The sequence below is a fragment of the Acetobacter sp. AAB5 genome, from assembly GCF_050106715.1.
Taxonomy (GTDB): domain Bacteria; phylum Pseudomonadota; class Alphaproteobacteria; order Acetobacterales; family Acetobacteraceae; genus Acetobacter; species Acetobacter oryzifermentans.
On sequence record NZ_JBNIEW010000003.1, the window covers coordinates 173312 to 190317 of the forward strand.

General features: G+C 55.0%; 17 protein-coding genes. 4 read left to right on the forward strand and 13 right to left on the reverse strand.

The window, feature by feature from the left end; translation table 11 throughout:
* The first annotated feature begins 43 nt into the window (after nt 1-43).
* Together ettA and ACP7IZ_RS04890 are read left to right on the forward strand one after the other, a co-directional pair.
* Nucleotides 44-1723 (forward strand): energy-dependent translational throttle protein EttA, encoded by a 1680-nt coding sequence (ettA, locus tag ACP7IZ_RS04885; protein WP_006116781.1) that lies wholly within the window; start codon nt 44-46, stop codon nt 1721-1723.
* A gap of 124 nt (nt 1724-1847) precedes the next feature.
* A complete protein-coding gene (locus tag ACP7IZ_RS04890) occupies nt 1848-2351 on the forward strand; it encodes a GNAT family N-acetyltransferase (protein WP_006116782.1) in 504 nt (167 codons plus the stop codon).
* A gap of 59 nt (nt 2352-2410) precedes the next feature.
* Here the strand turns inward: ACP7IZ_RS04890 and ACP7IZ_RS04895 are convergent, their stop codons facing one another.
* The 7 genes from ACP7IZ_RS04895 to queA form a co-directional block, all read right to left on the reverse strand.
* Nucleotides 2411-3034: an MlaC/ttg2D family ABC transporter substrate-binding protein gene (locus tag ACP7IZ_RS04895; RefSeq protein WP_426848083.1), complete on the reverse strand. Its 624-nt coding sequence runs from the start codon at nt 3032-3034 to the stop codon at nt 2411-2413.
* A gap of 27 nt (nt 3035-3061) precedes the next feature.
* Nucleotides 3062-3910: an MlaA family lipoprotein gene (locus ACP7IZ_RS04900; protein WP_026019323.1), complete on the reverse strand. Its 849-nt coding sequence runs from the start codon at nt 3908-3910 to the stop codon at nt 3062-3064.
* 244 nt (nt 3911-4154) lie between these two features.
* Nucleotides 4155-4982, reverse strand: a complete 828-nt coding sequence (locus tag ACP7IZ_RS04905) for a TerB family tellurite resistance protein (protein ID WP_426848084.1) — start codon at nt 4980-4982, stop codon at nt 4155-4157.
* Between the two features lie 79 nt (nt 4983-5061).
* Nucleotides 5062-5307 (reverse strand): ribbon-helix-helix domain-containing protein, encoded by a 246-nt coding sequence (locus tag ACP7IZ_RS04910; RefSeq protein WP_063353361.1) that lies wholly within the window; start codon nt 5305-5307, stop codon nt 5062-5064.
* Entirely contained in the window at nt 5304-6404 is a 1101-nt protein-coding gene (queG, locus tag ACP7IZ_RS04915) for a tRNA epoxyqueuosine(34) reductase QueG (protein WP_426848085.1), read from the reverse strand. Before queG ends, ACP7IZ_RS04910 begins: the two co-directional genes overlap by 4 nt.
* A gap of 12 nt (nt 6405-6416) precedes the next feature.
* The gene (tgt, locus tag ACP7IZ_RS04920) at nt 6417-7577 is read right to left on the reverse strand and encodes a tRNA guanosine(34) transglycosylase Tgt (protein ID WP_426848086.1); all 1161 of its coding nucleotides are present in this window, start codon (nt 7575-7577) and stop codon (nt 6417-6419) included.
* On the reverse strand, nt 7574-8656 hold the full coding sequence (queA, locus tag ACP7IZ_RS04925; protein WP_426848087.1) for a tRNA preQ1(34) S-adenosylmethionine ribosyltransferase-isomerase QueA: 1083 nt from the start codon (nt 8654-8656) through the stop codon (nt 7574-7576). Before queA ends, tgt begins: the two co-directional genes overlap by 4 nt.
* A 169-nt stretch (nt 8657-8825) precedes the next feature.
* Between queA and ACP7IZ_RS04930 the strand changes: the two genes are divergently transcribed.
* Nucleotides 8826-9038 (forward strand): hypothetical protein, encoded by a 213-nt coding sequence (locus ACP7IZ_RS04930; protein ID WP_003624836.1) that lies wholly within the window; start codon nt 8826-8828, stop codon nt 9036-9038.
* A 19-nt stretch (nt 9039-9057) separates the two neighbouring features.
* Nucleotides 9058-9558 carry a kinase inhibitor gene (locus ACP7IZ_RS04935; RefSeq protein WP_426848088.1) on the forward strand — a complete coding sequence of 167 codons (501 nt, stop codon included), beginning with the start codon at nt 9058-9060 and terminating at the stop codon, nt 9556-9558.
* Nucleotides 9559-9622: 64 nt separating this feature from the next.
* Here ACP7IZ_RS04935 and ACP7IZ_RS04940 read toward each other — a convergent pair whose 3' ends face one another.
* From ACP7IZ_RS04940 to ACP7IZ_RS04965, 6 genes are all read right to left on the reverse strand, one after another.
* Complete coding sequence (locus ACP7IZ_RS04940; protein WP_426848089.1) at nt 9623-11725, reverse strand: hypothetical protein; 2103 nt, start codon at nt 11723-11725, stop codon at nt 9623-9625.
* A 59-nt stretch (nt 11726-11784) separates the two neighbouring features.
* Nucleotides 11785-12534 (reverse strand): methylenetetrahydrofolate reductase, encoded by a 750-nt coding sequence (locus tag ACP7IZ_RS04945; RefSeq protein WP_426848090.1) that lies wholly within the window; start codon nt 12532-12534, stop codon nt 11785-11787.
* Complete coding sequence (gene folD / locus ACP7IZ_RS04950; RefSeq protein ID WP_426848091.1) at nt 12531-13445, reverse strand: bifunctional methylenetetrahydrofolate dehydrogenase/methenyltetrahydrofolate cyclohydrolase FolD; 915 nt, start codon at nt 13443-13445, stop codon at nt 12531-12533. The genes ACP7IZ_RS04945 and folD overlap by 4 nt, the downstream gene beginning before the upstream one ends.
* 118 nt (nt 13446-13563) lie before the next feature.
* On the reverse strand, nt 13564-14712 hold the full coding sequence (locus ACP7IZ_RS04955) for a GNAT family N-acetyltransferase (RefSeq protein WP_426848092.1): 1149 nt from the start codon (nt 14710-14712) through the stop codon (nt 13564-13566).
* Nucleotides 14713-14733: 21 nt separating this feature from the next.
* Nucleotides 14734-15198: a RidA family protein gene (locus ACP7IZ_RS04960; RefSeq protein WP_003624824.1), complete on the reverse strand. Its 465-nt coding sequence runs from the start codon at nt 15196-15198 to the stop codon at nt 14734-14736.
* 76 nt (nt 15199-15274) lie between these two features.
* Nucleotides 15275-16831: a vitamin B12-dependent ribonucleotide reductase gene (locus tag ACP7IZ_RS04965; RefSeq protein ID WP_426848093.1), complete on the reverse strand. Its 1557-nt coding sequence runs from the start codon at nt 16829-16831 to the stop codon at nt 15275-15277.
* Between the last annotated feature and the right edge of the window lie 175 nt (nt 16832-17006).

Here is a 17006-nt window from a genome sequence, read left to right on the forward strand (position 1 = left end):
CCGCCCTTTATCTTACCCATCCGCATTACGGGAGTTCATTATCATGGCATCCTATCAATACGTTTATGTCATGAAGGATCTGACAAAGTCCTATCCCGGCGGGCGTGAAGTGTTTAAAGGCATCACGCTGTCCTTCATGCCGGGCGCCAAAATTGGCATCTTGGGTGTGAACGGTGCAGGTAAATCCACACTGCTGAAAATCATGGCCGGCATCGATAAGGAATTCGGTGGTGAGGCATGGGCCGCAGAAGGGGTGCGCGTTGGCTATCTGGAGCAGGAACCGCAGCTAGACCCTAAGCTGACCGTGGGCGAAAACGTGGCTCTGGGCTTTGGTGATCTTAAAAAGGCCGTAGATCGGTTTAACGAGATTTCCGCCCGCTTTGCCGAACCCATGGAAGATGAGGAAATGAATGCCCTGCTGGCCGAACAGGCCGAATTGCAGGAAAAGATTGATGCCGGTGATGGTTGGGAGCTGGACCGCAAGCTAGATATTGCGCTGGATGCCCTGCGCTGCCCGCCCGCAGATAGCCCGGTAGATAAGCTTTCTGGTGGTGAGCGCCGCCGCGTGGCGCTGTGCCGCCTGCTGCTGGAAAAGCCCGACCTGCTGCTGTTGGACGAACCAACCAACCATCTGGATGCCGAAAGTGTTGCATGGCTTGAGCGCACACTGAAGGATTACGATGGCACCGTTATGGTTATTACCCATGACCGTTACTTCCTGGACAACGTGACCAACTGGATTCTGGAAATCGAGCGTGGCCGCGGTATTCCGTTCGAAGGCAACTATTCCTCTTGGCTGGAGCAGAAGCGCAAGCGTCTGGCACAGGAAGAAAAGGAAGAAAGCTCCCGCCAGCGTGCATTGGCTGCGGAACAGGAGTGGATTAACGCCAGCCCCAAAGCACGCCAGACCAAAAGCAAGGCCCGTATTACCAAATATGAGGAAATGCTGGCGGCCAGTGCTGAAAAAGTTAGCGGCGTTGCAGACATTGTTATTCCGCCCGGCCCACGCCTTGGTGGCACTGTTATTGAGGCCGAAAACCTCACCAAAGGCTTTGGTGAACGCCTGCTGATTGATAACCTCAACTTCAAGCTGCCGCCGGGTGGTATTGTGGGTGTTATTGGGCCGAACGGTGCTGGTAAATCTACCCTGTTCAAAATGATTATCGGGCAGGAAAAGCCGGATGCGGGTGCGCTGAAGATTGGTGAAACCGTAAAGCTTGGTTACGTAGATCAGTCTCGCGATGATCTCGATGCAGACAAAACCGTATGGGAAGAAATTTCCGGCGGTACGGATGTTATCTATCTGGGCAAGCGGGCTGTGCCTTCACGCGCTTATGTTGGGGCCTTTAACTTTAAAGGTTCTGATCAACAGAAAAAGGTTGGCGTGCTTTCTGGTGGTGAACGCAACCGTGTGCATCTGGCCAAGATGCTCCGGCAGGAAAGCAACGTGATCCTGTTGGATGAACCTACCAACGATTTGGACGTGGATACCCTGCGTGCGCTGGAAGATGCGCTGGCAGAATTCCCCGGTTGCGCAGTGGTGATCTCGCATGATCGCTGGTTCCTGGACCGTCTGGCAACGCATATTCTGGCCTTTGAGGGCGATTCCCACGTGGAATGGTTTGAAGGGAACTTCCAGGCCTATGAAGAAGACAAGCGCCGCCGTCTGGGGCCAGATGCGACAGAACCTGGCCGTATCCAGTACAAACCTCTGGCCCGCTAAGTAAGGGGCAATAGGAGCCCTTACTTCATTGGGCTCCTATCTTGATGAAGGCACCATGTATTACCGGCAGCATGCGGAATTAGAGGAAGGGCTTTTGCCTTTCCTTTTCTGCAAGGCGTGAATTGTGGATTCGCGTTCTGTTAGAACTCCGCGCCTGCTGCTTAAGCCCGTAACATGGCGGGATATGGAAGATATGGTGCGCCTCAAAGCAGATGGCGGTGCCTTTGGCCGCATGTTGGGTGGCGTGCGTAGCCGTCAACAGGCGGAACTGGAAATGGCGGATGATATCGCTTTCTGGGCCTGCCATCGGGTAGGTATTTTTACCATTCATGAACAAGGCCGCTTTGTCGGCATGACCGGTATTCATGATCGGCCAGATGGGCGTGGCTTTGCCTTACGCTTTGCGCTTTTTCCGTGGGCCAGTGGTCGAGGTATTGCGCGAGAAGCCGCAAGTGCTGCGCTTAACTTTGCGCATGATGCCGGAATTAATAAAGTGATAGCCGTTGCAGCAGAAAGCAACGTGGCGTCCCGCACCATTTTGGGTGGTATTGGTATGCGGGTGGAAGAAACGTTTCAAAGAGATGGCCAAACAATGCTGGTTTATGAAAGCGTTTGGCCCAAGCCATAAAAAAGGCGCTCCCAGAGGGAACGCCTTTTTCTGCAAACCAAAAACTCTGTATTTATGCGTTAGTTGGCCGCTGTGTGGTGGCTTAACTGGCGCTGCAATGCATCCAGAAGGGCCCCTACGTTACCGCCATTACGTGCGATGTAGGAGGAATAGTCATTCCGCTGTGTTAGGCGCAGGCTTGCACCTTCACCAATCACGTCCACCACTTTGGGGCTGCCAGAGGCTTCGCTAACAATCCACTGCATGGCGGCAGCAGGCTGCTGTGGGCGCACCAGCGTGCTGTCCACGGCGTATTCATCTGGGCCAGAGCTGGTTACATTCCCCAGCGTAAAGTTTACGCCACGGTATTCACCCAGCTTGTCCGTAATGGCGTTCACCAGAACCTGATGGAACAGGCCCAGATAACGCTGCTGCTGGTCTGGTGAGGCTGTTTTCCAGTAACGGCCCAGGCAGTAGCGGCCGATTCCGTCAATATCGACGTTTTTCTGCACCAGCGGCAGAACTTTCTCTTTCTTTTCGCTCAGCGGAATAGGGCTGTTGACGATAGCGACAAGCTGGTTGCCAAACACCTGAATAAATTGTTTTGCGTTTTCCGCAGCACGAGCGGGAGCGGAAAAAAGGCCACCAGCGCAAAGCAGGGCAAAGGCACCCAGAATAACACGGCGGCTTGAAAGAAATTTCATGTCTGTGTACCCTTTTGGCTGTTTTTCTTAATGGTACCAGTCTGGCACGGTCGCGCGGTTATCATTCTTGATGGCTTCAGCCTGTGCCCGACGCTGCTGCTGATAGGCGCTACGAATAGTAGCATAAGGATCCAGCGCGTCACGCTCCAACGCGTCTAGTTCATCCAAATGCTCAGAACGGGCATGAACAACCCCAAACAGGTTATAAGCCCAGTTAAAGCTAACCAACCCGTACCCGCGTGGCACATAGTCCCATGGGGAAAGGCCTTGGTCAATGGCGTAGCCAATACCATCACGGATAGAAGATGGCCCCATTGGCAGGAACAGATATGGCCCCGCAGGAATGCCCCAGTTAGCCAGTGTCATACCGGCATCGTTATCATGGTGCGGGAACCCGGCCATTTTGGCCACGTCAATCAAGCCGCCCAAGCCCACTGTCATGTTCACGCACCAGCGCACAAACATATCACCTGCGCGGCGTGGCTTGCCTGCCCCTACATCGTTAAAGAAAACGGAGGGTTCGTTCATGGTTCTGACAAGGTTGCCCAATGAATTACGTACCGGGCGCGGCACGGCCCACACGTAAGCTTTGGCCATGGGGCGCAGGCCCCATTTATCGAACTTCATGGTTAAGTTGAACATCTTGCGGTTCAACGGTTCGTAGGGGTCGTTCGCTGCCTTGTATTCAGCCAGAGCGTCCGGGTCTTTGGGTACGGGTGCCTTAATAGCGCTGCATCCTGCCGTGCCCAGCAAAGTGGCGGCCAGGCAGAATGTGCCCAAACGAAAACGGCGCTGTGCCGAGGAACCTTCCCGCGTCTGACTTTTTTTTGCCTGCGCGCGAGGGCGGAGCCTTGAGCCGTTCCGTCCTGAAATCATTGCCACCTTTACCTTTGCTCTGTGACGACCGTCTGGCCCATGCTGCATGCAGGCCAATTGCTGTCGCTTTCTCTACCACGAGAAACCAGCGGCGCAATGGCAGGGCTTACTTGCATAACAAACAGGGGCGTAAAATAGACCTGTGTGTGCGATCTTTGACAGGAGAGTGAGAGATTTTTGTGCAACCTGTTGCCAGAAAGTCGCACTTCCTATCTTGCTTCAAAAAGAAAAGAGAATCCTGAAATCAGAGCCCACGATCCCGCTTGATGATATCCCACGCAGCGTTAATGCGTGAAATTTTGACGGATGCGGCTTCAATTTCAACGGCGCTTGCATTGCGGGCCAACAGAATATCCGGGTGGTACTGCCGCACCAGTTTCTTCCACAAGGCACGCAGTTCTTCATTTGAAAGATCTGGCGAGGCACCCATAACAGTATAGGCATCATCTTCGGCCATGGCTGGGGTGGAGCGCCCGTGGGCTGCACGTTCCCACGCACCACGGCTTAAACCAAACAGAGCATGTACCCGTTTGAGAAAACGCTCTTCTTCAGGAGTCAGGGGCTCATCCGCTGCCAGATCGGCGCGCGCAATGGTAAACAGAATGCCCATCAGGTCTTCCAACGGGCGTTTATCTGTTGCGTAAACTTGCCCCAGTTCACGCGCGAAGGCTTCGTAATCATCCGTACGTTGGCGTGCCATATCAAACAGGCGGCCAACTTCACGCATGTTTTCATCAGGCACGCGGAAACGAGATTTAAAGGCGTTGATTTCTCGCCGGTTAACGGGCGCATCGCACTTGGCCAGTTTGGCGCTAAGGATAACGCAGGAAAGCCCGTAAAGCTGTTCCTTCTTGCCAAGGGCCGCAGCCAGTTTGGCAGCCACAAAGGTAGCGGCCCCGTTAGGGTCTGGCCTTGCGCGCGCAGCCCATTTATCGCTCCAGCCACCTGTTGGGGGCTGAAGAATCGCACCTGTATCTGCTGCGTGGCCGAGTGCTGTGCCAACCGCTGCGCCAACCGGACCGCCTACGGCAAAACCGGCTACGCCACCAAAAATTTTACCCCAGATCGCCATAGAAACAGTTTATCACGTTCTGGCAGCCTGCCCAAACATCCCAGATGCTTTAAGCGGACACAGCAGTTCTGCGTTGCTTTCAGGCAGAGGGAATCGCATGAGTGGTAAGCTGCTGTTTCAGCCATTCCAGTGCGTAAACCCGTAAGGCAGAGGCAAGTGATTGCTCGGGGGAGCGTGCGGCATCCACTTTGGTAACCATCTGCGGCAGTGTTTGTGCCTGCTGGTTGGCTATATCTTCCAGCACATCCCAAAAGGTGGGTTCTAACGCCACGCTGGTATCATGGCCTGCCAGAATCAGGCTGCGTTTGCGTAAATGGCGGCTCAAGCTGCATCTCCCATCAGGCGCTGTGTGGCCCAATCTGCTGCTTCCGCCACAACGGCATCGGGGTCTTGCTGCAATGCTTGTGCATAAGGCAGCAAATCCGGGTGGTCAGAATTGCCAATGGCTATCAGCACGTTGCGGATAAATCGGTTGCGCCCGATACGTTTGATAGGAGAGCCAGAAAACATGGCACGGAAAGCCGCATCATCCAGTTGGCTGAGTGTGGCCAGTTCTGGTGCTATCAAATCTGGCCTTGGTTGCAGCTTGATGTGGCGAGATGTCTGGGCAAAGCGGTTCCACGGGCATACGGCCAAGCAATCATCACAACCATAAATATGTGTGCCAATGGCTTTGCGGAGCGGCAGTGGAATAGGCCCTGCATGTTCAATGGTCAGGTAGGAAATGCACTTGCGCGCATCCATTTGATAAGGGGCCGGAAAGGCCTGCGTAGGGCATGCGTTCAGGCAACGGGTGCAGCTTCCACAACTGCCCCCAGAATCGGCAGAGGCTGGAAGTTCCAGCGTTGTGTAGATTTCGCCCAGAAAGAGCCAGCTTCCGTGCTGGCGAGACACCAGATTGGTGTGTTTGCCTTGCCAGCCTAGCCCGGCCTGTGTGGCCAGAGGTTTTTCCGCTACGGGGGCTGTATCAACAAACACTTTCACATCTGGGGCTGTATCCAGCACCATGCGGGCTTCGCGCACGACAAACTGGGCCAGATGCTTAAGCATGCCTTTAACAACATCGTGATAATCACGGTGGCGCGCATAAACGGAAATATTTCCGCATGTGCGATTGTGGAGTGTGCTTAGCGGATTCTCTGCCGGTGTGTAGTTCAGGCCTAACGCAATAACGCTGCGGGCTTCTGGCCATAAGGCCGTGGGTTGGCTGCGCTGTTCCGTGCGGTCTGCCAACCAACCCATTTCACCATGATACCCTTCGGCTAAAAAATCTTTCAGCCGTGCGCGTACTTCTGGCCCCAGATGGGCGGGGCAGAAGCCTATGGCATCAAACCCAAGTTCCAGCGCCTTTATGCGTATTTTTTCCGTCAGTTTTGCTGCTGGTGCAACGGGTTGTAGCGCAGGCGCGGAAAGGGCGATCATAGAAAGACTTATTCAGGGAACAGGTGGAATAGTGGGTTGCGGCATTTCATCTTCCGTCCAATCCTCTGCTGCCCATTCTGCACGTAAAGCGGTGGCCAGTGCATCCAGCCGTTTTTCAACAATAGCCTGCCGAATCTGGCGCATCAGGCGCTGATAATAGGCAATATTATGCCATGTTAGCAGCATGGGGCCGAGTATTTCATTGGCACGGAACAAATGGTGCAGATAAGCGCGGCTATGGCGTGAGCATGCCAGACAGTCACAGTGCGGAGAAATAGGGCGTGCATCTGTAGCATGGCGGGCGTTACGCAGGTTTAGCGTGCCGCGCTCGGTATAGGCGCGGGCAGTGCGGCCTGCGCGGGTGGGCATCACGCAGTCAAACATATCCACGCCACGTTGCACGCTACCAAGCAGATCATCGGGGGTTCCTACGCCCATAAGGTAACGTGGCTTGTCCTGCGGCATGATGGGGGTGGTGGTGTCCAGCGTGGCGAACATGAGCTCTTGCCCTTCGCCTACCGCCAGGCCACCAATGGCGTAGCCTTCGAACCCAATATCGGTGAGCGCTTTTACGCTTTCCGCCCGCAGATCAACTTCTGTACCACCTTGTACAATACCGAACTGACCATATCCTTCACGTTGCACATAGGCTTGGCGGGAGCGTGCAGCCCAGCGCATGGAAAGCCGCATGGAAGCTGCAATGGCTTCTGGGGGTGCGGGCAGGGCAGGGCATTCATCAAAACACATGGTGATGGTGGCATCCAGTGCGTGCTGGATGTCTGTTGAACTTTCCGGCGTGAGCCGATGTTCAGAACCATCGATGTGAGAGCGGAAGGTGACGCCATCCTGATCCAGCCGCCGCAGTGCGCCCAAGGACATCACCTGAAATCCCCCGGAATCTGTTAGAATCGGGCCGGACCAATCCATGAATTTATGGAGCCCACCCAAAGCGCGTATGCGTTCCGCCCCTGGCCGCAACATGAGGTGATAGGTGTTGCCCAGAACAATGCCTGCACCTGTAGAGCGCACGGCATCCATAGTCATGGCCTTTACCGTGCCAACTGTGCCAACCGGCATGAAGGTAGGGGTGGCCACAGGGCCGTGGGCTGTGTGCAGCATGCCAGCGCGCGCAGCGCTATCTGTGCTTTCACACGTCCAGTTAAAGCGGGTCATTTTACTGTTCCGAGGTGGGGGGCATGGATGGAATGGGCGCAGCGCAGCAGGCAGGCATCGCCATAGGAATAAAAGCGGTAACCGCTGGCAACAGCATGGGCATAAATCTGCCGCGCGCGTTCGACGCCCGCAAAGGCGGAAACCAACATGAACAGCGTAGAGCGTGGCAGATGGAAGTTGGTGAGCAGCATATCCACAGCGCGGAATTGATAGCCGGGCCGAATGAAAATGGAGGTTGTGCCATCAAACGGATGCACAATGCCGTTTTCATCGGTTGCGGTTTCCAGCAGGCGCAGGCTGGTGGTGCCAATGGCAATAATACGCCCGCCAGCCTTACGGGTGGCGTTAATACGCACTGCTGTTTCCGGGGTGATGATCCCGCGTTCTGAATGCATTTTGTGCTCAGAAATCTCGGCTTCCCGCACTGGCAAAAAGGTGCCAGCTCCTACATGCAAGGTGAGCGTACAGCGCTGAGCACCTGTGGCATCTACAGCTTTCAACAGGGCTGGCGTAAAATGCAGCCCAGCGGTGGGAGCGGCCACAGCACCTTTGTTACGCTCAAAAATGGTGGCGTAATCGCTGGTGTCCTGCGCAGTTGGCCCTTCGGGGCGATGAATATAGGGCGGCAGTGCCAATGCACCGGCTTTTTGCAGGAATGCATCAAAAGCATCCCCTTCCGCACTGAAGCGGAGCACCGCACCTCCGCCGGGCTCTAACGCCAACACGCGTGCTATGTCCTGCACACCGGGGAATGCAATAGTATCGCCAACCTTGAGCCTGCGGGCATTGCGCACCAACACATGCCAACTGCCATCTGGCTGAATCTGGTCCAGCGTAATACCAATTTTGGCTTCTCCGCGCAGGCCATGCAACTGGGCACGAATAACGGCCGTATTGTTTGCAACCAGCAAATCTCCCCGCTTCAAAAGCGAGGGCAGATCACGGATATGCCGGTCAGCAAATATGTCAGGCTGCGTGGCATCCAGAAGGCGCGCGGCTTCTCGCGGGCGGGCGGGTTCCTGCGCGATCAGGCTTTCTGGAAGGTGAAAATCAAAATCTTCGGTGCGGTCACTGCTCATGATGGCACCGTTTACGCAATAGGCTGGGCCAAGACCAGAGGCAAAGGTGCAGTTCTGCAGGTGGCATGCAGCTTGTGGGGGTTGAAGAGAGGAAGCTTAGGGGCCAGATTCCTTTTTCAGTAATGCCGGAGGGTATTCCGGTGAACAGATATTTAAAGGATGACAATTTATGTCTTACGCTCTTTTGGATGCCGCACGTGTTGCCAAGGCCGCTGAAGTTTCTTTGGGTGTGCTGAAAACCAGCGATGAAACCACAGAAGCGCACCAGCGTAAGGTTATTATGATTGAACGGATTGAAGCTCTGGCCAAAGCAGCAGCAGAATCCAAAGCAGGCGTTACGCTAACATCCGAAGAATTCTGGTTGATCAGCCGTAACTGGTAACAGCACGGGAGCCGCTTTTATGGCATTTGTTCTTACAAGCCCTGCCTTTGTAAATGGTGATACGCTGCCACAGGCGCAGGTTTATAATGGTATGGGGCAGCACGGGCAGAATCTTTCCCCCGCGCTGGAATGGAAAGATGCCCCAGCAGGCACCAAAAGCTTTGTGGTAACAGTGTATGACCCAGATGCCCCAACCGGTTCGGGCTGGTGGCACTGGGTAGTGGTGAATATTCCCGCTACTATTACAGAACTGCCAACAGGCGCAGGTTCTGCCGGAGATAAGCTGCCCAAAGGCGCCTTACAGGTGCGTACAGATTTTGGCGTGCCCGGTTATGGTGGCGCTGCTCCGCCACCAGGGCGCGTGCACCGTTATGTTTTTACGGTTTATGCGTTGGACGTTCCTACGCTGGATGTGCAGGCAGATTCCAGCCCGGCATTGGTTGGTTTTATGGTGAACCACCACAAGTTGGCTTCTGCCAGCCTGACGGCTTTATATGGTAGCGGTGGCTCCCGCGACTAAGCGTTTCTTCCCTGAACCTTTTATAAAAGGTTCAGGGAAAGAGCATGGCAATGGTTGAAATTGCCTAGCGTGCATAGGCTTTAAGATCGTTTAAAACATCATCCGGCGTTACAAGCCCTGTTTGTTCATGCTGCGGCATAACCAGAAGGGGTGGGCCATCATTTAAGAACCGGATGGAAAGTTGCGCCCAGCGAGAAGCCACAAAGCGGCGAAAGACCTGAGCTAATACGCAGCGGTCCATGTCTGTATGATACGGGTTGCTTGGTGAGCATACTGTATTCAAGTAATCGCTCATAAAGGCGGCAATAGCGGGCACAAGCTCGGCTTCACCAAAATAGGCCAAAGCCGTATTCATGCTCCACGGTGCGCCATATTGCTGCTGGCCGTTGTCATCAAACTGAGTCAGATCAAAGCCATATGTTGCATGGGCTTTCATATCTCGCAGCAGGCTGACAAAATTGGCAGGGAAATAGCCTGCGCAATCTCCTATCAAAACGGGCACCCTAAACTGGGCGGCAATATCAGGCAGGATCAGATACCGTAATGCGGGTTCCAGCGCGGCGGCATCTGATTTTGTTTCTCCGTGTCCAAAGCTGAGGCGCAATGTTGTGGAATGTTTTTCCAACCATTCTGAAAGAGTGGACAGAAAGGTAAGCTGATCCACAGTTGGGTTTGCAACACCAAGGCAGATCTGGATTTTGCCAGCGGAGCGGTCTTCTCGGCAGGCATGGATAAGGGAAAGTACAAGCCCCGGAACCAGATCAAAATGTTGCGCTGTGCAGGCAAAGGCTAAGCAGGTAGAAGGCCGTTCTTCTGGCATACTAAAGTGCCATTGCCAGTTTGCTACGCCCGTTACATCCGGTATGGCGCGGCTGGCCAAGCGCCCGCATTCCTGCGTGCTTAACCATGAAAACACCCCTTGATCATACAGAGCCGGGGCCATGTTATCCTGCAAGGCCAGTTTGCGGGCAATGGCGTAATGCGTATCTGCTTCTGCCTGTAGGCCAGCCAACCAGCTTGTATGGCCCATGCCCAGTTCTTCCCACCAACTCAGACCATTTAACCGGGCTTCCGCCGTTAAAAGGCGCAAACGGCTTTCTGTATCCAGTTTCTGGAACGCTTTTTCAAACAGGGAGCTATAGATGCGCCGGATATCTGGGCCATTGTTGGATGAAAGGCGCATAGGCACCAAAAGCGCCTCAAATGGTGTTTCAAAAGCTGGCAGACCTATATTGCTTAAAGCACTAGGCACCAGCAAAAGAGCGCATTCTCCGGCCTGTTGCCGTGCCACTAATGGGGCGAGTAGCGTGCCTATGTCGCGATCAGGATAACGCGTGGCAAGAGATTGCTCCATTAACGTGGCAGCAGTATCGTAGTTTTTGGTGCGTAAGGCCAGAATGGCGGCCATCCATTGCAGTTCGGGCCGTGCATCATGCTGGCGCGCAATGGTTAAAAACCCGTCTGCCAGTTCCCATTGCCCAAAAAGAGCGCACAAACGCGCCAATTGTACGCATGTGGCCGTATCACGCGGAGTAACGCTTAAGCGTAAAATCTGTTCGCGCAGATCATCCAATGTGGCCCACGGTGTTGTGGCGGGGCGCAGAGTGTTTGTTTGTAAAAGATGCAGGGCATCTTCCATTAACCCAGATAGAGCGTGGGAGGGGCAGATAGTAAATGTCACCTTCTCTGGGGCGGTATCGCTCCAGAGTGTTATGGTGTCTTTTGTGCGTTCGGCCTGTAGTTGCTCTGCGGGCCATTTGCGCCCATCCAGTTGCAAATGATGCTCTGCACAGGTGGCACGTCCAACAAAGCGTGTGCCATTATACCATTCCTGTTCCGTAAGATCGCGCAGGACGGAAAGCAGCTCTGGCGGCAAAAGCAGAAAGTGCTCCCATGTAGCGCAAAGCGGCACAACATCGAACACATTCTGGTCTCGGCTAGAAAGATAGCCTTTGCCTGCCCGGATAGACATAAGCGGGCGGCCTGCAAAATTTTCTACAGCTTCTGCTTTGGTAAATGCCCCACCAGGATTTAACGCCGCAGATTGCTCATCCAATGTGGCTGGAGTTGTGCCACGCATAAAGGATTGCGCAAAGGAAACAGGATGCAGACGCAAGCCCGTATACCCCACCAGTGCACCATGCCAGGAGAGAAGATAGAATGGCATGGGCTGATCCTATAAAACGATCGGATAGGTGGGAATAATACAGGAAAATTGCACGGCTTTTATGCCACGGCATCCAGCAGAGCAGGAAGATACTGTTCCAGCTTGATGCGCACGGGCATAAGGTAGGCTTTGCCTTTTTCCTGCGCTAGTTCTTTAAGTACCGTTTGTGCAAACAGGATGTTGGCTTCCAGCGTGGGGGAAAAATCACGCGGGAAAACAATGTGGTTTGTTGTTTCCCAGTAAGAGCGTGATTTGGGGCCGATAACAGGGGAAAGGCCCCAAAATACGCATTCGCCCTGCATCCATTCCCGGCACAGCTCAAACAGCTTCAGGTCAAATACGGGCTGCGTGAAAAAACCAATAGCTCCGGCTTCTTTTTTACGGGCCACATCTTCCAGCTCTTTCCACGGGGCACGGCGGTATGGGTCAAACGCTGCATAGACTTTGAGGTGCGGAGCTTCACGCCGGTAGCGGCGGATAATGCTTTCCGTGCTGTTGGGGTATGTGCGGTGGCTGAGATCTGCCGGTGGGTCACCATGCACAACCAGAATTTCTTCCAACCCTGGTTGATCTGCTCCGGGCAGAGGCGCATCCGGCGCAATATCTATGGCCCGGATATGCGGAATAACGTTTCCAAACTGTGGGCGCACAAGTGCTGCGGCATCCCAACTGCGGAGGGGAAAGCGCATTAGGTCAGGAATATTCAGCGTATCTGCTGCGGGAAAAGTGGTTTTAACTGTGGCCACATCTGCCGCCAGAGCTTCAGCAGAACGCGGAATTAGCTCAACCGAAAGGCGAGAAAGGCTCATTCTGCACTCCCCTCAAGCTGCAATTTGGCTGCGGTGAGCGTGTTTTTCAGCAGGCAGGCAATTGTCATGGGGCCAACGCCACCCGGCACCGGGGTAATGCGGCCAGCCACTTTAACTGCTTCATCAAACGCGACATCGCCTACAAGGCGGGTTTTGCCGTCATCGGTTTTAATACGGGTGATACCAACATCAATCACGATAGCGCCGGGTTTAATCCAATCCCCACGCACCAGTTCACGGCAGCCAGTGGCCACCACCAGAATATCGGCTTCACGCGCCAGTGCCGCCGTATCGCGCGTGTGGATATGTGCAATGGAAACCGTGCAACCTTCTGCCAGCAGCAACAGGGCCATGGGTTTGCCCACCAGGTTGGAAGCCCCGATAACCACGGCGTGCTGGCCTTTCATATCCCCGAGCTGATCACGCAGCAGGAACAGGCAGCCCAGCGGTGTACAGGGAATAAGGGAGGGCAGGCCCACCGCCAGACGGCCAGCGTTGATTTCCCCCAACCCATCCACATCCTTTTCAGGCAGAATGGCATTGGTGACGCGGCGTCCATCCAGCCCGTTTGGCAGGGGAAGCTGCACCAGAATGCCGTGAATTTCGGGGTCTTTGTTCAGGCGGTCTATCAGCGCCAGAAGTTCAGCTTCCGATGTATTTTCGGGCAGCATGTGCATAAAGGAGCGCATGCCAGCATGGTGGGTTTGCACGGCTTTGTTGCGTACATACACTTCGCTGGCAGGATCATTCCCGACAAGAATCACCGCCAGACCGGGTGTTACGCCATGTTTCTCGTGAAACGCCAGAACATCCTCTCGGATATGCTGGCGCATTTTGGCGGCAAAGCCTTTGCCATCAATCAGGGAGGCCTGATGATCGGAGGGAAGGGAGGATGAAGATGCGTTGGTCATGGAGCTGCCAGTTGGTCATGCAGAAGCGTGTGGAGTTTCAAGCCGGGGCATACGCAAAAAAACGCCAAACGACAACGTTTTCAGGTGTATATGTCCGGTATGTGCACGAAATTTCAGGTCATGTTTCACCCTGCCGATAGGGAGAAAGCGCGTTAAGGGCTTCGGCTTCCGCCAATATGGCCGGGCGTTCTGCCTGAAGGAAAGCCCCAACACCGTTGCGGAGTGAGGGATTTTCCAGCCAATGGGCAGAATGTGTAAGGGCGGGTAGATAGCCACGCTGGATTTTATGTTCACCCTGCGCCCCGGCTTCTACTCGTTTGAGGCCGTGGGCAATGGCAAAATCTATGGCGCGATAATAGCACAGCTCAAAATGCAAAAACGGCCAGTTGCCAACGCACCCCCAGTTGCGGCCATACAATGTATCGCCCCCCAAAAGGTTTAGGGCTGCGGCGACTGGTGTACCCTCATGCCGTGCTATCATCAGCACAACACGGTCTTGTAAGCGTTCAGAAAGTAGCGGAAAAAAATCGGGCGTCAGGTAGGCGTTGCCCCACTTTTTATCAATTGTATTTTGGTAAAATGTGTAAAAAGCTTGCCAATCTTCAGGTGTAATGTCTGATCCGCGCAGGGTATGAAAGCTTAGGCCAGCGGCATTGGCATCACGCCGCTCCCGCCGGATAGCTTTGCGTTTGCGAGATGAAAGCGTTTCCAGAAAATCATCAAAGCTGGTGTAGTTTTTATTATGCCAGTGATACTGCAAGCCTAATCGGGGCAGCCATCCGCGTTCAGCCAGATCATCGCTTTCCTGCTCGGTGCAGAATGTAACATGGGCAGAGGAAAGGCCGGTATCGTGGCAGATCTGGCGCAAAGCATCTGCCATAACTGCTTTGGTTTCTGCCGGTGCATCTGGCCGCGTTAAAAGGCGTGGGCCGGGTGCTGGGGTAAAGGGCACGGCAATTTGCAGTTTGGGGTAATAGCGCCCCCCAGCGGCTTCAAAGGCGCGCGCCCAACCTTGGTCGAACACATACTCGCCCCATGAATGGCCCTTGATATAGGCAGGGCATGTGGCGGCCAGTTGTCCATCTGGCGCATGCAGGCTGACATGCTGCGGCAGCCAGCCTGTTTCACGGCGTACGGAACCGCTGTCTTCCAATGCAGAAAGAAAGGCATGGCTGACAAAAGGGTTGTCCACCCCTGCACAGGCATTCCACTCCATTTCTGGAATGGCATGGATACTGTTGTGCAGAGATACGGACCAGTCAGGCATGTCTGTGTCTTTCCTGCAAACTTAGCCGATTTCGAACAGCCCTTCTACTTCAACCGGCGCATCCAGCGGCAGAGAAGGCACGCCAACGGTGGAGCGTGCATGGCGTCCGGCATCACCAAATACGGCAACGGCCAAGTCAGATGCGCCATTCATGGCGGCTGCGTGCGAGGTGAATTCTGGTGTGCAGGCAATAAAGCCACCCAACCGTACCACGCGCTTCACGCGGGAAAGGTCACCCACTGCGGCACGCACCTGTGCAATCACATTGATCATGCTGTAACGCGCGGCTTCAACCGCTGTTTCAACAGAAACGGCATCACCCAGCTTGCCAGTAGCAAACAGCTTGCCATCTTTAAGAGGAAGCTGGCCGGAAACCACCAGCAGAGAACCTGTCTGCACGCAGGCGACATAGTTGGCAACAGGTGCGGCAGGGGTGGGGAGTTCGATACCAAGTTCAGCCAGACGGGATTCAGGAGTGCTCATCACGCTGTATTCCTTGTGTTAAAAAGCTGGGCAAGAAGCAGAAAATTGCCTCTTGCCCCGCAGAATGGACCGTATGCCTTTAGCAGACAAGCCGCAGATTACGGCGCTTGCGCCCAGTGGGCGGCGTATCATCTGCTTCTGGCAGATCTAGCGGCAGAAGCGGGTCTGGGTCAGATTGCGCATCCTGATGCGGGCCATCTGGCAGCCGAACACCTAAATACGTGTCTGACAAAGCACGGAAGGCGTAGTCCAACATAGATGTGGCGTAGGAGGCAACGGGGTCTCCCTCCACGGTGCCAGCCGGGCCAAAACAGGTATAGGCAAAGTTTTCCACAAAGGCTTCCAGCGGGGCACCGTATTGAAGGCCAATGCTCACGGCTTCGCCCAAGCTTTCCATCAGCCCGCGCACCATGCCGCTTTCCCGCGTGGGGGTAAGGGCCAGTTCACCCAGCGTGCCATCCTCATATTCCCCAGTGCGTAGGAACAGGCGATGGCCGCCAATAGTGGTTTTTTGTGTAAAGCCACCGTGCCGTGGGGGCAGCGTGCGGCGCACACCGCGCTCCAGTTTGTTGCGGGTAGGCTGGTTTTGCACTTCTGGCCGTGCGGGCATACGGTCCACAAATCCAGTGAGAGCCCGATACATGGCCAAATGTGCATTGGGGCCGGGTTGGGGGAGAACAGTTTCACCAGCCAGCGCGGCAGCCAAAGCTGTTTCAACCGTAAAGCCGCGAGCTTCCAACCGCAGCAAAGCGCTTCTGGAAAGTTTGCCATCTGGCCGCAACATGGAAAAAGCTGGCGCCAGCCCACAAGCTTCTACGCCCAAAAGCCCGTCTATCGGGTTGGAGGAAGAAAAGCCGGTTTCAATCGGGGCCAAAGGTGTTTCTGTTTCTACGGCCGCTTCGTTCCAAACCGCGCGCAGGGTTTCTCCCAATCCGGGCAGAACAGTGCGCACTGGCGGCAGTGGGAGGGATTCCGGCCCCCGGCCTGCATGGGCAGTTAAGGTGGCCAATGCAGCTATGGCGCATGCAGCGGCGCGGCCATCTTCACTATCATAATCCAGCCCAACGCCCGCAAGGCAGGCATCCAGATTGGTCAGCAAAATATCACCGGCTAGCGGGGTAGGGGCCAGTGTATCTGTTGGCGCGGTGGGGGCTGCTTCTGCTTGTTCCGGTGCAAATAAATCTGGCAGCGGTAGCTCACCATTACGCTGGTTTGCCAGTGTGCTGGCGGCATGGCGCAATACGGAGCAGATCAGCCGCAGGGCCGCAACAAATGTGCGCGCAGCAAACCCTTCACCGGGGGAAACAAAAGCCGCCAGATTAACAATAAAGCCGGGCGGGCGGTCAAAACGGCAATGCCATACGGCTTCTGTTGGCGCGGCCTGCCGCGTAAGCAGCATCCACACCAAAGATCGGGCCGTGGCATCATCTGGTGCCAGCGCATCAATCCAGCGGGAGGCAAGGCTGGGCAGATCCAGCGCTTCATCTCCTGGTACAAGCTGGGCCAATGCCGTTGCGGCATCTGTATCCCATTCTGCGGGCAGCGTAACGGAGCGAAGGGGAGCGTCCGGATCTGCTGCGGCCTCTAGCGTGCTCATCAGCACGCCATTCCAGTGGCGTCTGGCTGTTGCGTTCATGTGGGCAGTTTATCGTTTCCGCCCATCGCGTCGGAACCCGGAATCGTGCTGCCAAAAGGCGGTTAACACTCTGCATAATGAGGATATGGGGGATAACTTTTTGTGAAGTTGCGTTTCCTGTCCAAATACCGGCTGCTCGAGCGCAGTTGATCGGAAGCGCGTGCATATTTCATGG

Coding starts and splice junctions, on each gene's coding strand:
- queA (WP_426848087.1), bottom strand. CDS start 8,656: ATGAGCAGTGACCGCACCGAAGATTTTGATTTTCACCTTCCAGAAAGC.
- folD (WP_426848091.1), bottom strand. CDS start 13,445: ATGACCAACGCATCTTCATCCTCCCTTCCCTCCGATCATCAGGCCTCC.
- ACP7IZ_RS04945 (WP_426848090.1), bottom strand. CDS start 12,534: ATGAGCCTTTCTCGCCTTTCGGTTGAGCTAATTCCGCGTTCTGCTGAA.
- ACP7IZ_RS04900 (WP_026019323.1), bottom strand. CDS start 3,910: ATGATTTCAGGACGGAACGGCTCAAGGCTCCGCCCTCGCGCGCAGGCA.
- ACP7IZ_RS04965 (WP_426848093.1), bottom strand. CDS start 16,831: ATGAACGCAACAGCCAGACGCCACTGGAATGGCGTGCTGATGAGCACG.
- ACP7IZ_RS04895 (WP_426848083.1), bottom strand. CDS start 3,034: ATGAAATTTCTTTCAAGCCGCCGTGTTATTCTGGGTGCCTTTGCCCTG.
- ACP7IZ_RS04955 (WP_426848092.1), bottom strand. CDS start 14,712: ATGCCTGACTGGTCCGTATCTCTGCACAACAGTATCCATGCCATTCCA.
- ACP7IZ_RS04905 (WP_426848084.1), bottom strand. CDS start 4,982: ATGGCGATCTGGGGTAAAATTTTTGGTGGCGTAGCCGGTTTTGCCGTA.
- ettA (WP_006116781.1), top strand. CDS start 44: ATGGCATCCTATCAATACGTTTATGTCATGAAGGATCTGACAAAGTCC.
- ACP7IZ_RS04930 (WP_003624836.1), top strand. CDS start 8,826: ATGTCTTACGCTCTTTTGGATGCCGCACGTGTTGCCAAGGCCGCTGAA.
- ACP7IZ_RS04940 (WP_426848089.1), bottom strand. CDS start 11,725: ATGCCATTCTATCTTCTCTCCTGGCATGGTGCACTGGTGGGGTATACG.
- queG (WP_426848085.1), bottom strand. CDS start 6,404: ATGATCGCCCTTTCCGCGCCTGCGCTACAACCCGTTGCACCAGCAGCA.
- ACP7IZ_RS04935 (WP_426848088.1), top strand. CDS start 9,058: ATGGCATTTGTTCTTACAAGCCCTGCCTTTGTAAATGGTGATACGCTG.
- tgt (WP_426848086.1), bottom strand. CDS start 7,577: ATGACCCGCTTTAACTGGACGTGTGAAAGCACAGATAGCGCTGCGCGC.